Source organism: Sporosarcina sp. NCCP-2716, assembly GCF_023707985.1.
Lineage (GTDB): Bacteria > Bacillota > Bacilli > Bacillales_A > Planococcaceae > Sporosarcina.
The window spans coordinates 92,405-106,812 of record NZ_BRCF01000003.1; the positions used below are offsets into that span (position 1 = coordinate 92,405).

General features: G+C 55.0%; 11 protein-coding genes, 1 other RNA gene and 1 other annotated feature (1 of these 13 cut by a window edge). Of the genes, 5 read left to right on the top strand and 7 right to left on the bottom strand.

Translation table 11 applies throughout. The features are described 5' to 3' along the window. Nucleotide 1 precedes the first annotated feature (1 nt). Nucleotides 2–1,006, top strand: coding sequence for a DUF1646 family protein (locus NFU03_RS06215; RefSeq protein ID WP_251637078.1), 1,005 nt, complete (start codon nt 2–4; stop codon nt 1,004–1,006). Nucleotides 1,007–1,073: 67 nt separating this feature from the next. Here NFU03_RS06215 and NFU03_RS06220 read toward each other — a convergent pair whose 3' ends face one another. Next, the gene (locus NFU03_RS06220; RefSeq protein ID WP_251637080.1) at nt 1,074–2,045 is read right to left on the bottom strand and encodes a proline dehydrogenase family protein; all 972 of its coding nucleotides are present in this window, start codon (nt 2,043–2,045) and stop codon (nt 1,074–1,076) included. A 131-nt stretch (nt 2,046–2,176) separates the two neighbouring features. After that, nucleotides 2,177–3,907, bottom strand: coding sequence for a methyl-accepting chemotaxis protein (locus NFU03_RS06225; protein ID WP_251637082.1), 1,731 nt, complete (start codon nt 3,905–3,907; stop codon nt 2,177–2,179). Nucleotides 3,908–4,169: 262 nt separating this feature from the next. On the opposite strand from NFU03_RS06225, the gene NFU03_RS06230 reads away from it, so the two are divergent. Together NFU03_RS06230 and ilvA are read left to right on the top strand one after the other, a co-directional pair. Beyond that, complete coding sequence (locus NFU03_RS06230) at nt 4,170–4,604, top strand: MarR family winged helix-turn-helix transcriptional regulator (RefSeq protein ID WP_251637084.1); 435 nt, start codon at nt 4,170–4,172, stop codon at nt 4,602–4,604. Between the two features lie 178 nt (nt 4,605–4,782). Next, nucleotides 4,783–6,054 (top strand): threonine ammonia-lyase IlvA, encoded by a 1,272-nt coding sequence (ilvA, locus tag NFU03_RS06235; protein ID WP_251637086.1) that lies wholly within the window; start codon nt 4,783–4,785, stop codon nt 6,052–6,054. A gap of 49 nt (nt 6,055–6,103) precedes the next feature. On the opposite strand, the gene NFU03_RS06240 is transcribed toward ilvA, so the two are convergent. After that, nucleotides 6,104–7,522: an NAD-dependent succinate-semialdehyde dehydrogenase gene (locus NFU03_RS06240; protein ID WP_285835420.1), complete on the bottom strand. Its 1,419-nt coding sequence runs from the start codon at nt 7,520–7,522 to the stop codon at nt 6,104–6,106. A gap of 185 nt (nt 7,523–7,707) precedes the next feature. Here NFU03_RS06240 and selD point away from each other — a divergent pair, with 185 nt between their 5' ends. Both selD and mnmH read left to right on the top strand, forming a co-directional pair. Then, nucleotides 7,708–8,751 (top strand): selenide, water dikinase SelD, encoded by a 1,044-nt coding sequence (selD, locus tag NFU03_RS06245; protein WP_251637088.1) that lies wholly within the window; start codon nt 7,708–7,710, stop codon nt 8,749–8,751. Nucleotides 8,752–8,763: 12 nt separating this feature from the next. Beyond that, nucleotides 8,764–9,807: a tRNA 2-selenouridine(34) synthase MnmH gene (gene mnmH, locus NFU03_RS06250; RefSeq protein ID WP_251637090.1), complete on the top strand. Its 1,044-nt coding sequence runs from the start codon at nt 8,764–8,766 to the stop codon at nt 9,805–9,807. A gap of 240 nt (nt 9,808–10,047) precedes the next feature. Here mnmH and NFU03_RS06255 read toward each other — a convergent pair whose 3' ends face one another. From NFU03_RS06255 to hisS, 4 genes are all read right to left on the bottom strand, one after another. Beyond that, nucleotides 10,048–10,815 (bottom strand): tRNA threonylcarbamoyladenosine dehydratase, encoded by a 768-nt coding sequence (locus tag NFU03_RS06255; protein ID WP_251637092.1) that lies wholly within the window; start codon nt 10,813–10,815, stop codon nt 10,048–10,050. A 76-nt stretch (nt 10,816–10,891) separates the two neighbouring features. After that, nucleotides 10,892–11,073: non-coding RNA, 6S RNA (gene ssrS / locus NFU03_RS06260), on the bottom strand. Between the two features lie 88 nt (nt 11,074–11,161). Continuing rightward, the gene (gene aspS, locus NFU03_RS06265) at nt 11,162–12,928 is read right to left on the bottom strand and encodes an aspartate--tRNA ligase (RefSeq protein WP_251637093.1); all 1,767 of its coding nucleotides are present in this window, start codon (nt 12,926–12,928) and stop codon (nt 11,162–11,164) included. Between the two features lie 16 nt (nt 12,929–12,944). After that, nucleotides 12,945–14,216, bottom strand: a complete 1,272-nt coding sequence (gene hisS, locus NFU03_RS06270) for a histidine--tRNA ligase (RefSeq protein ID WP_251637095.1) — start codon at nt 14,214–14,216, stop codon at nt 12,945–12,947. 80 nt (nt 14,217–14,296) lie between these two features. Further along, nucleotides 14,297–14,408 (bottom strand) — a binding site (T-box leader) (it continues 128 nt past the right edge of the window).

Below are 14,408 nucleotides of genomic sequence, written 5' to 3' on the forward strand. Positions count from 1 at the left end.
GATGACTATGGTGCTCGTCGTGTTACTGGCTGCGGTGCTTGCGGGACCGTTCCTGTCCAAATTCGCGGAACGGTATTTGGAGTTCTATCTGTTCTGGCTCGGACTGGCCGCTGTCCTCGTCTCGGGCTCGTGGAGTGCGGAATTGCTGGTTTCCTCAGCAAAGGAACCGGTCGCAATCACGGTTGCCGTCTTCGCAGCAGGCGTCCTGTTCCGGATTGGCCAGGCACCGTTCGGACGGGCGGTGCGTTTCACGGAACAGCACCTCCCTTCCCGTCTGTTCACCGCCCTTTTCGTGTTCAGCATCGGACTGGCTTCGAGCGTCATCACAGCGATCATCGCCGCTGTCCTGCTCGTATCGGTCGTCAGCCTGCTGGACTATGACCGGCGCTCCCAAATACGCCTGGTGATCCTTTCGTGCTATTCCATCGGACTCGGGGCAGTTCTGACTCCGCTCGGCGAACCGCTTTCGACAATAGCAACGAGCCGCCTCGGCGAATCGTTCTTCTTCCTGTTCCGTCTCCTCGGGGAGGACGTCCTCCTGGCACTCGCCGTCATCGCCGCGGCGGCCGCCGTACTTGTACGACCGCCACGTCACATTTCCCGGACGCTGCCGGTAAAAGAGACATGGCACGCCATCGCCGCGCGGAGCGGCCAAGTCTATGTGTTCGTCATGGCACTCGGCTTTTTAGGGGCAGGATTCGCCCCTCTCCTCGGGCATCTGCTCGACGGAAGGAGCCCGGCATTCCTGTATTGGGCGAATATGATTTCAGCCGTTCTAGACAATGCCACATTGGCATCGATCGAATTGAACCCGTCGATGGAGGCGGCAACAGTGCGCGCCATCCTCATGGGACTGATCATCAGCGGCGGCATGCTGATTCCGGGGAACATCCCGAATATTATCGCGGCCGGCAAATTGTCCATCACGAGCAGGGAATGGGCGGTGTTCGGTGTTCCGGTAGGCCTGGCCGGTATGCTCCTCTACTTCCTTCTTTTTGTCCAGTGAAAAAAGCTGCATCCCTGTCAGTCCAGTAACCACTGACAGGGATGCAGCTTTTTGTATGCAGTTTAGATCACTTGCCTTTTTTCGTCAGACGGCCGAGTGCGAATGCACCTGCTGCCAGTCCGATCATCGTGTTCGTCTTCTTGTTGAACACTTGTTTGACGACGAGGTTCAAGTTTTGCGGGCGTTCCGCAAGGCGGCGCATGAAGTACCCGTACCAGTCCTGGCCGAACGGTACGTACGTCGTGAAGTTATAGCCTTCTTTCGCGAGTTCCAATTGAAGTTCGCGGCGGAAGCCGTACAGCATCTGGAATTCGAATTTGTCGAACGAGATGTCGTTGTCTTTGACGAACTGTTTGACGTGATTGATCACGTGGTGGTCGTGAGTTGCGATCGATGTAAACTTCCCGTTCAGCAAGTGCCATTCGATCAGTTTGACGAAGTTTTCATCGATATCGGCCTTGTCCTGGTAGGCAACAGCCGGCGATTCCTTGTAGGCGCCTTTGACGATACGGAGACGGAAATCCTTGTGGGTTTTCATGTAGTCTTCCGCTTCGAAGAAATACGCCTGGATGACAGTGCCGACGTTTTTGTATTCTTTCGCCAGGTCATCCAGCAAGTCGAATGACGGCTTCAGGCGGGCATAGTCTTCCATATCGAAGTTGACGAAAATATCATATTCGTTCGCTTTTTTCACGATTTCCCGCAAATTCTCTTCGCAGAAGTCCTGGTCGATGTCGAGACCGAGCTGGGAAGGCTTCAGCGAGATGGTAGCGTCAACGCCGTTTTCGTGGATCGCTTCGATGACATCGAGGATCTGCTCTTTCGCAGCTGTCGCTTCTTCACGGCTGTAGACGAACTCGCCGAGATTATCGACGGTGCACGAAATCCCGTGAGCATTCAATTCGCGGATGCTTTCGATCGTTTCAGGAATATTGGTGCCTGCCACTACGTTTTGGGCACCCATTTTCAACCCGTACTTTTTTGCTGCGCTGTTCAGCATTTGGTTTTGAGAAAGGCCGATAAAAAAGTCTTTTAGCATGTCGATAACTCCTCAGAACAAGAATTTTATACTGCTCTATTATATCACATATCACCTAATTCGGCTGTGTTCTGATTTTACAAAAAACCGATCCGGCAAAAAAAGCAGCCATCGACGGCTGCTTTCCCGATTCAGTCTTTTTCCGGTGCCTGTAAGTCCATCCGGAAGATACGGATGCTGGCGTCAAGTTCTTCGGCAAGCCGTTTCATTTCGTCGGACTGCTGTGCGACTTCTGAGATCGACGCGGACGTCTCTTCCCCGGATGCCGAAATGTTAGCGGCCATATCCTCGATGGCCCGGATGGCGTCGGCCAGCAGGCGGATATGCGCTTCGGCTTCCTCGGACAGCTTGGATTCCCGCATCAGGCTGCCGGAGATCGCAGCCACTTCGGCCACCGTGTCTTCGACCGCTGACGAAATACCGCCGAGCGTGTCCGCTGTCTGGCGGACGGTCGCGGATCCTGTTTCGATGAGGCCCCCGCTTTCCGTTGTGGAACGGACGACGTCTTCGATACTCGCTGAAATGTCCTTGATGAGCTGTCCGACTTGCTGGACGTCCTCGTTCGACTGCTCTGCGAGGCGTCTCACTTCGTCCGCTACGACAGCGAACCCTTTGCCGTGCTCACCTGCTCGCGCCGCTTCGATGGATGCGTTGAGCGCAAGCAGGTTCGTCTGCGCTGCGATATCGGAGATCGACTCGGTGATGAGCTGGATCTTCTTCGCCGAGCCGACGAGCCCTTCGATCGCTGTTTGGGTCGAGTGGGCGGACTGCTGGATCTTTTTCATGTCTTCGTCAAGCAGGACTGCGCGCTCCCTGCCTTCTTCTGAGAGGATCATCGTATTATTCGAGATCTCCGTCGCTTTTTCCGCCCGTTGGTCAGCCACGCGGAGATCGGCCGCCAGGTTCTGGATCAGTTTCGCCACTTGCTCTGCGCTTTCCGTCCCGTCCGCTACTGAACTGGCCGTTTCGTTGATGTTTTCGGACACCATGTGGGCGGCACCCTGCATCTCGTTCAGTGAATCGGACGTCTGTGCGGTGCTGAGCGACAGTTTCGAGGAGGTCGATTTGACCGTGCCGATCACTTTGCGTAAGTTACCGGCAAGTGTGTTCAGTGTCAGGCCGAGATCCCCGACTTCGTCACGGCTCGTGACCTGTACGTCAGGAATCGCCAAGTTCCCGGACGCAAGCTGTTTCGAATGCTCGATCAGAGAAGAGATCGGTTTCGTTTTCTTCCGTACAAGGAACAGTGTTAGCAGCGCGGCGATCAGCAGCGGAATGATGCTGACGAGGATGCCGTTCCTGACGACATCCCACGTCCGGCCTGAAACGATGGAGGCATCGAAGTCGATGACGCTGACGGCGATGACTTCCTTGTTCGGATCCTGATCCTTGAAGATCGGTGCGTAGCCCGACAGCCGTTTCATGCCAGCGAATGTGTACGCTTTCGAATACGTCGGGTGCTTCATCTCCTGAAGCATGGCGATCGCTTCTTTGTCGATATGGAACTCGTCTCCAGGTTTGAATCCTCTCGCTTTCAAGTTGTCATCGAGCGCAGCAATCGTGCCGTCGAGCTTGACGATGTACTGAGTCTCAAAGATTTTCTTATGTTCTGTCGTCCAGTTGAGCTGCTTTCCGACTTTCTCTTGTGCGTCCGCATCATCCGCGAGGACTTTGTCCATATCTTCCGGCAGGATGAGCCCCGTCGTGATATTGGCACAGCCATATGCTTCGATGCCTGCTGCGTCGAACAGTTTGTCATAGGCTGTTTTGTACGTTGCGACTGACGTGATCGCAAGCATGACGACCAGAATGCCGATGATCAGACTGCCGAGCTGGAATGTTAGTGACCGTGTCATTTTCATGATCCATAATACCTCTTTCAATGAAACCTATAATGTGACTTTCCTACTTGTTACTGTACTACACTTAGTGGGTGAATACTATATCCCTATATAGATGTCACACAACCTTCAAGATTGCCCCCTTTTGTATCGGCAGACGCGACGACTTTCGAAGAGTCCGCATGTTATTTCTGTAAATGGATGAAATATGGTACACTGGTCATCTAAATTAGTTTTAAGATTTAAATAGTGTATGTTCATCGTAAAAACTGGAGGTTTCCTTATGAATGAAAAGAACATATTCGAGTTACTGCACACAATCGAGAAAGTATCCTATCAATTGGTGGTGCGATGGCAGCAGCGATCAGATAACGACTTAGGCATTTCCCATATCCTCGTCCTGCAGGAATTGATCAACGAAGGAGAAAGCCGGCCTTCCGATATTGCAAAAAAGTTGAACTATACGCCTGCTTCGCTGACACACCTGTCGACCAAACTGACGAAACAGCAGCTCATCGAACGCCGACAAGCAGAAAACGACAAACGGACGAAATATCTGTCCATCACCGACAAAGGACGGTCTGTCGTCGGCAAAGCGTATAACGACGGAATCGAAGTCCGCCGTGAAGTGTTTTCACACATTTCGGCTGATGAACAGGAGGCATTGCTCCGGATTTACAAGAAGCTGGATGCGGCATTGTCAAATCAGGATGACTGAACCGGAAAGCGGCACCCTTCTACAGGTGGCCGCTTTTTCCGTCCGTCGGTTTTCATTAAGAAAACGCTTACATATTCGTCCCCGTTTAAATGTTCTAATAATTTAGATTTAACGGTTGTTTCCCGGCTATTGACGTGGTACCATTTAAAAATGCCAGTAGCCGAGGAGGACGAACAGCGTGACAAACGTTCAGGAAAAAGCGAAAAAGCATTTGGGGATCGAGGATATCCTGATTGCCAATCAAGTGCTGAAGGAAGTGGTCGTCCATACGCCGCTCCAGAAAAACGACCGCCTGTCGAATGAGTATGGGTGCACGGTCTACATCAAGCGGGAGGATCTGCAGGTCATCCGTTCGTTCAAGCTGCGCGGCGCCTATTACAAGGTGAAAAGCATCGAGGAACAGGCTCGTCAGAAAGGCGTCGTCTGTGCGAGCGCCGGCAACCATGCGCAAGGAGTTGCCTATGCCTGCGCCGAGCTCGGCATCGACGCCAAGATCTTCATGCCGCTCCCCACACCAAAACAGAAAGTGGACCAAGTGGAGATGTTTGGGAAAGGGTCCGTCGAGATCGTACTGACCGGTGATACGTTCGACGATTCGTTCGAAGAAGCGACCCGCTGCACAGAGGAAGAAGGCCGTATCTTCATACATCCATTCGACGATTTCGATATTATTGCGGGTCAGGCGACCGTTGCGGTTGAAATTATGAACGACATCGAAGAGACAGTCGACTACGTCTTCGCGAGTATCGGCGGCGGCGGTCTCATGGCGGGCATGAGTACATACGTGAAAAATCTGTCCCCGATGACGCGGATGATCGGCGTGGAGCCGGCAGGAGCTGCGAGCATGCGGGCGTCGTTCGATAACTGTACACGCACCGCCCTGCCGGAGATCGATAAGTTCGTGGATGGCGCGGCAGTCAAATGTCCGGGTCAGAAGACATTCGATATCTGCTTTGAGCTGGTCGATGAAGTCGTCCCTGTCCCTGAAGGCAAAGTGTGTACGGCCATCCTCGACCTATATAACAAGCATGCGATCATCGCTGAACCTGCTGGCGCCCTTCCTGTTGCTGCACTCGATCTGTACCGGGAAGAGATCCGCGGGAAAACAGTCGTTGTCGTAATAAGCGGCGGCAACAATGACATCGGCCGCATGCAGGAGATCAAGGAAAAATCACTCATTCATCAGGGGCTGCTCTATTATTTCATCGTCAACTTCCCGCAGCGTGCAGGCGCTCTGCGTCAGTTCCTTGATAACGTGCTCGGTCCGGATGATGATATCACGACGTTCGAATATACGAAGAAGAATAACAAGGAGAACGGTCCGGCGCTCGTCGGCATTGAGTTGAAGAGCCCCGAGGATTTCGGCGGACTCGTTGAGAGGATGCACGAGAACGGTTTCCCGTTCACGGAAGTGAAGCATGACAGTATGCTGTTCGATCTGCTCATCTGATGAATTGAAAAAGCAAGCGCAGCCTATTCTGCTGCGCTTGCTTTTTTCGTTATAGTCCGACGGAGATGTATTTCACTTCGACGAACTCCTCGATGCCCTGGCGGCCGCCTTCCCGCCCGAGACCACTCTGTTTGAAGCCGCCGAACGGAGCCTGCGGCGTGGACGGAGCGCCGTCGTTCAACCCGACGATCCCATATTCGAGCTGCTCGCTCATCCGGATGCCGCGGCTCAAGTTTTCTGTGAAGACATAGGCGGCAAGTCCGTAAATCGTGTCGTTCGCCCGGCGGATCGCCTCTTCTTCCGTCTTGAACGTCGCAAGCGGGACGACGGGGCCGAATGTCTCCTCATGCATAGAGATCATGTCGTCCGTCACACCTGTCAGAACGGTAGGTTCAAAGATCAGCCCTCCCTCACGCCGTCCTCCCATGACAGCGATCGCTCCTTTTCCGACGGCATCGGCGACATGCCGCTCCACTTTGGCGACCGCCCGTTCGTCGATGAGCGGACCGATCTTCGTCCCTTCCGCAAGTCCGCTGCCGGTTTTCAAACTTCTAACCCGCTCATTCAGCTTCTCAGTGAACTCCTTGGCAACCGACTCCTGGACGTAGACCCTGTTCGCGCAGACGCACGTCTGGCCGGCATTCCTGAATTTCGTCGCGATCACGCCGTCCGCCGCCTTGTCGAGGTCGCTGTCTTCCATGACGATCGCAGGCGCCAGGCCGCCGAGCTCTAGCGATAGTTTCTTGACGGTGGCCGCGGCTTTCGCCATGAGCTCCCGGCCGACTTCCGTGGATCCTGTGAATGTGATCTTCTTTACCCGGTCGTCTTCCAGCCATGCATCCGAGATGGCGCCCGAGTCGCCGGTGACGACGTTGACGACGCCTTCCGGGATCCCCGCTTCCAGCGCCAGCCGGACGAGTTTGATGGCAGTGACAGGTGTCTGGCGTGATGGTTTGATCACCACTGTGCAGCCGACAGCAAGCGCCGGTGCCACTTTGCGGGTGATCATCGCTGCCGGGAAGTTCCACGGCGTGATCGCAGCAACGACACCGACGGGCTGTCTGTGGACGAACAGCCGCTTATTCTGCTGGGTTGCCGGGATCGTTTCGCCGTACAGCCGCTTGCCTTCTTCGGCATACCAAGCGTTGAAGCCATTTGCATAGTCGATTTCACCGATCGCTTCAGCGAGCGGTTTGCCCTGTTCCTCCGTCATCGTCCTGCCGAGCTCCTCACAGTCGCGCTCGATCAGTGCGTGCCACTTCATGATCAGGGCACTCCGCTCATACGCTGACAGCGCCGCCCATGCAGGGAACGCTCCTTGCGCCGCGTCCACTGCGCGCACCGCTTCATCAGCACCGCCGTTCGGCACTTCGAATATCGGCTCCAGCGTGAACGGATTGACGACCGGTATCGTCGCCAGTCCCTCACCGAAGTCGGCCTGTCCGATGATCATTTCATATTTTTCCATGTTGATTCCCTCCTGTAAGGTTACTTGAACCAGTATTTCACAGCTCCACTTCCCTGTTGCTCCTGCCCCTCAGTAGGTCAGACAGGAGAAGACCTTCCCTTTTATGATAAACTGAAGAGTAGCAAGCTGTCCGAAATGGCATTCGGCTTACTGAACAAACTATATGAACTGTGAGGCGAGTATCAATGAAACCTTCTGTAAGACTGACGACCCTGACGAAAAAAGGCGGCTGCGGCTGTAAGATCGGCCCTGCCGATCTGGCTGACGTGCTCCGCACACTGCCCCCTGCTGCGCCGAATCCGAACTTGCTCGTCGGGCTCGATACGAGCGATGACGCTGGCGTATACAAGCTGACCGACGACCTGGCCATCGTCCAGACGCTCGATTTCTTCACTCCGATCGTCGATGACCCGTATGATTTCGGTCAGATCGCAGCCACCAATGCGATCAGCGACGTATATGCGATGGGCGGCACACCGATCACTGCCCTTAATATCGTAGCATTCCCTATTGCGGCACTCGACAAAACCATTTTGACGGAGATCCTCCGCGGAGCCGGTGATAAGCTGAAAGAAGCGGGAGTTGCGCTCGTCGGCGGCCACTCGATCGACGACCAGGAGCCGAAATTCGGACTGGCGGTGACCGGTACGGTGCATCCTGATAAGGTCCGGGCCAACGCAGGCGCGAAACCTGGCGATGTCCTGCTACTAACGAAGCCGATCGGAGTGGGCATCTATACCACTTCATTGAAACACGGCAAATTGTCCGATGACGAGATCCGCGATGTGACGGCAGTCATGACGACGCTGAACAAAACGGCAGCTGAAACGATGGCTGACTTCGATGTACATGCTGTGACTGACGTGACAGGGTTCGGTCTGCTCGGCCACACATCCGAAATGGCGAAAGGCAGCGATGCCGGTATCGTCATCGAAGCCGATGAAGTACCGGTCCTGCCGCGCGCGAAAGAATTGGCGCAAGAAGGCCATGTCCCAGGCGGCACGAAAAATAACTTCGCCCACTTGGAAGGCGATGTGACGTTCGATCCCCGGCTTGGCCAGATCGACCAATGGGTTCTCTGTGACGCCGTGACGTCAGGCGGTCTGCTGATCTCGGTGTCCGCAGAAGACGCGAACGCCCTGCTCATAGCCCTGCAGAACAACGGCGTCGATGCAAAACGTATCGGCGGCGTGACGTCCGACCATCCTGGACATATTACAGTCCGATAAGAAGGTGCAAGCATGTTTCGAGATATTAGTTTACGCGATCTGATGGAAGTACACAGCGCCGGCGCCCATACGCTGATCGATGTCCGTTCACCGAAGGAGTTTTCGGAAGCGAGCATCCCCGGCAGCCTGAACATTCCCGTGTTCGACGATGACGAACGGGCGGAGGTCGGTACGATCTATAAAAAGGTAGGTCAGGCGGAAGCGAAGAAACGGGGGCTCGAAATCTTTTCGGCCAAGCTTCCTGATTTCATCGGCCAGTTCCAGGCGATCGAGACACCTATGACGGTCTTCTGCTGGCGCGGCGGCATGCGCAGCAAGACGGCGGCCACTGTGCTCGACCTGATGGGCATCCATGCGAACCGGCTGACAGGCGGCATCCGGACGTACCGGCAGTGGGTCGTCGAACAGCTCGAGCAGATGGATTACAAACCGGAACTGATCGTGCTGAACGGCTATACCGGTTCGGGCAAGACGGTCATCCTGCATAAGCTGGCGGCGGCCGGACAGCCGACTGTCGACCTGGAACGGCTCGCCGGACACCGGGGTTCGATATTCGGCCAGATCGGCCTGAAAGCGAACAACCAGAAGAACTTCGAGTCTTTGCTTCTGCATGAGCTGAAACGGACGGCTGCAGAGCCGTATGTGTTCATCGAAGGCGAGAGCAAACGGATCGGCAAAGTGACGATGCCCGGCTTCCTGTATGACAAGAAGGAGTCGAGCCGCCAGCTGATCATCCGACTGCCGATCGAAGAACGGGTGCGGCTGACGCTCGACGACTACAAACCGTGGGAGCAGCCGGGGCAGTTCACGCATGCATTCGAACAGATCCGGCGGCGCATACACGTGCCGATTGCAAAAGAGATCGGGACCGCGCTTGAAGATCGAGATTACGAGACCGCAACACTTCTGCTGCTCGAGCATTACTACGATCCGCGGTACCGCTATTCGACGGGTAAAGTGGAGGACGAGCTGAAGACTGTGATCGACGCTGCGACGGTTGACGAAGCATTTGAGAAAGTGCTCGCGTGGACTGCGGAGTATCGGAAACGGAAATGAAAAAGCATGGCCGGGGTGTGATCTCCGGTCATGCTTTTTTTGTTTGGCGGGATGGGTTGGGTGCTGGGTTTATGAGCGCTTTTTGGGATTTATGAGCGTTTTCCCGGGTTTATGAGCGCTTTTTGAGATTTATGAGCGCTATTCAAGATTTATGAGCGTTTCCAGCATTTTATGAGCGTTTTCCCAGATTTATGAGCGCTTCCAGCATTTTATGAGCACACTCCCCCACCAACCCACCAATCATTTCTTATCATTCACCCGCTGGAGCGGGATATCGGCCGTGATATCGTTGAGCACCCAGCTCGCGGCGATGAGGCCGGCGACGGATGGGCAGTAGGCATTTGAGGCGGGCGGCATCTTCGCTTTGCGGATGGCGGCGTCCGGCTTGCCGACTGTTTCGACGACATCTTCGCGGACGATGATCGGGCTTTCATCCGAAAAGACGACAGGCACTCCTTTATAAATACCCGCCTTGCGCAGCCGAGTGCGGATTACTTTTGCGATCGGGTCGGTGTGCGTCTTTGAAATGTCGGCGATTTGGAAACGGGTCGGATCGATTTTGTTGGCGGCCCCCATGCTGGAAATGATCTTGATGCCGCGTTCCAGGCACTGTTCGATCAGGTCGATTTTGTAACTGATCGTATCGGATGCATCGATGACGTAATCGGGCTTCTGATCGAAAAACTGTTCCGCCGTCTCTTCAGTGTAGAACATGTGGAGCGGGATGATTTCGCAGTTTTCGTTGATGTCGCGGATCCGTTCCGCCATGACATCGACTTTCAGGCGTCCGACGGTCGACAGATAGGCGACCAGCTGACGGTTGACGTTCGTAATATCGACATCGTCCTTGTCGACAAGGATAATCCTGCCGACGCCGCTGCGCGCGCATGCTTCCGCCGCGAATGAGCCGACGCCACCGACGCCGAGGATGGCGACGGTCGTGTCCGCCATACGGCCGATCCCTTCTTTACCGATCGATAATTCGTTTCGTGAGAATTGATTCAGCATCATGCAACAACCTTTCCTTGTCAAAAGTAAAAACCCCTCAGCACGGATGCCAAGGGGTGGATCGTCAAACGTTGAAACAAATCCCGAATGTGCCGTCTTTGGTATATCGTTTTGAACCCGCACATTGCAGGTGGGTGCCCGGTCTTCTCACTTCTGAGGTCCCATGACAGGCGTGTCATCATGACAAGAACCAAGGCTCCCGACGATTTTAGTGTTCGGTCAAAACTGTCTGGCAAATAACGAACACTTCAGGATTTGTTATTACATGTATCATAGCACACGCATGTAAGCGTTTCAATCATTTGCTCGCAATTTCAGCCCTTAAAGTCAGAAAAGTGCTAATTTCCTATTTTTGTTCTGGGGCTAATTGAATATGCAGTTCCGTCAGCTGTTTTGTGTCAACTGTGTCCGGTGCTTCGGTCAGCAGGTCTGTTGCACTTGCTGTTTTCGGGAAGGCGATCGTATCCCGCAGGTTGGTCGAGCCTGAGAGCAGCATGACGAGCCTGTCGAGTCCGAACGCGATTCCGCCGTGCGGAGGTGTGCCGTATTCGAAAGCGTCAAGCAGGAAGCCGAACTGTTCGCGCGCCTGTTCGTCCGAGAAGCCGAGTGCTTTGAACATTTTTTCCTGGATGTCCCGTTCGTAGATCCGCAGCGAACCGCCGCCGAGTTCGTAGCCGTTCAGCACGATATCGTAAGCCAACGCCTTCACTGTTTCAGGGCTTTCCACAAGTTCCTTCACGTCAGCAGGCATTGTGAACGGATGATGGGCCGCATAGAAGCGCCCGTCTTCCTCGTCGTATTCGAAGAGCGGCCAGTCGGTCACCCATAGGAAATTATAGAGCGATTCGTCGATCAGCCCGCGTTCTTTTCCGAACTTCATGCGCAGCGCACCGAGTGTATCTGCGACGACCGATTTTTTATCAGCCGCGAACAGCAGCAAGTCGCCGGCTTCCGCATCCGCAGCTGCCTGCAGTGCTTCCGCAGTGCTGCCTTCGAAGAATTTCGCAATCGGGCCTTTCAAGCCGTCTTCCTCCACCTTCAGCCAGGCAAGGCCTTTCGCGCCGTAGACAGCCGCGAATTCACCGAAAACGTCGATGTCTTTGCGTGAATAATCGGCAGCCGCCCCTTTGACGTTGATCAGTTTCACCTGACCGCCCGCTTCAAGTGCTCCTGTGAAAACTTTGAACGCCGTGTCCTTTACGATATCAGACACGTCGGTGAGCTTGAGTCCGAAGCGTGTGTCCGGTTTATCGGAACCATAGCGTGCCATCGCGTCCGCATAAGTTATCCGCGGGAACGGCGTGCCGATCTCGACACCTTTGACATCTTTCATCACTTTCTGCATCATACGTTCGTTCAGCTCGATGATCTCCTCGATCGACATGAAGCTCATTTCCATGTCGACTTGTGTGAACTCCGGCTGGCGGTCGGCACGCAAGTCTTCGTCGCGGAAGCAGCGGGCGATCTGGAAGTACCGGTCGAAACCGGACACCATGAGCATCTGCTTGAACAGCTGAGGCGACTGCGGAAGCGCGTAGAATTCGCCTTCATGCACACGGCTCGGCACGAGGTAGTCACGCGCTCCTTCCGGTGTCGACTTCGTCAGGATCGGTGTCTCGACTTCGAGGAAACCTTCGCTGTCGAGGAAGTTGCGGATCGTCTTCGTGATGTCCGATCGCATTTTGAACGTCTTGGCGAGCTGCGGACGGCGCAAGTCGAGGTAGCGGTATTTAAGGCGCAGTTCCTCGCTCACGTCCGTGTCGTCCTCGATGAGGAACGGCGGGTTTTTCGCTTCGTTGATGATCTCGATCTGTCCGACGTGCACTTCGATACCGCCGGTCTTCAAGTTCGGGTTTTTCGTCCGTTCTTCGCGTTCGACGACTTTGCCGGTGATCGAGATGACGAATTCGCTGCGCAGCTTTTCCGCTGTCGCGAGAGATTCTTCGGAAATCGCCGGGTTGAAGACCGCCTGCACAATGCCGGTACGGTCGCGCATGTCGACGAAGATCAGGCCGCCGAGGTCACGTCGTTTCTGCACCCAGCCCTTCAATGTCACCTCTTCCCCGATATGCTGTTCGTTCAATTCACCACAATATTGTGTTCGCTGCATCATTCACCACTGCCTCTCTTCAGATACGTTCGTTTTGGATGAAACCGATCATCTCTTCGACGGATGCCGACTGCTGGGAGCCTTCCGCCATGTTCTTCAGCTGGACGACATTTTTCTCGACTTCGTCCTCGCCGATCACCGCCACCCATTTTGCGTGCAGGCGGTCTGCTGACTTCATCTGCGCCTTCATCTTACGGTCCATGTAGTCCATGTCGGATTTCACACCGGCTGACCGGAGCTGCTGGAGTACTTCGAATGCCCGGTCCTTCGCTGCATCCCCGAGTGAAACGACGTACACATCGAGTGCATCGCTGTTGTCGAGCGATGCCGATTCCGCTTCCAGCGCAAGCAGCAGACGTTCGATGCTCATGCCGAATCCGATACCGGGTGCTGGCGGTCCGCCGATCTCTTCAGCCAGACCGTTGTAGCGGCCGCCGCCGCACAATGTCGTGATTGCGCCGAACCCTTCCGCCGTGCTCATGATTTCGAACGCGGTATGGTTGTAGTAATCAAGGCCGCGCACGAGATTCGGATCCAGTTCGTAGGCGATGCCCGCAGCTGTCAACAGGCTTTTCAACTTCTCGAAATAGGCGCTCGACTCTTCGTTCAGATAGTCGGTCAGCGACGGAGCCGTCTTCATGAGCGGGTGGTCGCGGTCCACTTTGCAGTCGAGGATGCGGAGCGGGTTTTTCTCCAGACGGTTCTGGCAGTCGGCGCAGAATTCATCGATAGCCGGTTTGAAGTGCGCGACGAGCGCATTCCGGTGGGCCATACGTGATTCTTTATCTCCAAGTGAATTCAGGACGAGTTTGATATCCTTCAGTCCCGCCCGCTTGTACACATCCAGTGCGAGTGCGATCACTTCAGCGTCGATGGCCGGGTCGGCACTGCCGATCGCTTCGGTGCCGAACTGGACGAACTGGCGGTAGCGGCCGGCCTGCTGGCGCTCATAGCGGAACATCGGCTCGATATAGTACAGTTTGACGGGCTGATCCGCCCAGCCGAACATCTTGTTTTCGACGAATGACCGGACGACAGGTGCGGTTCCTTCCGGGCGCAGCGTCATCGAGCGGTCGCCGCGGTCGGTGAATGTGTACATCTCTTTCGTGACGATATCTGTCGTGTCTCCGACCGTCCGCTGGAACAGTTCCGTCTGTTCGAACATCGGCGTGCGGATCTCTTCGTAACGGTACAGATCGCACACGTCGTGGATCATCTGCTCGATTCTTTGCCATTTCCATGACTCGGACGGCAGGATGTCCTGTGTTCCTCTTGGCACTTTGAATTTCATCGGTATTCCCCTCTCTCTAAGCGTGCGGGTAAACAGGATAAGCCGGATGAATACAAAAAAAGCCCCCATCCCCTGCGTATGCAAGGGACGAGAGCCTGTAACATCAGCTTCCGCGGTTCCACCCAAATTGGCGTCATTCGACACCCACTCGTATCCGGATAACGGCCGGTTCCGTCCTTGCCTACTGCGCGC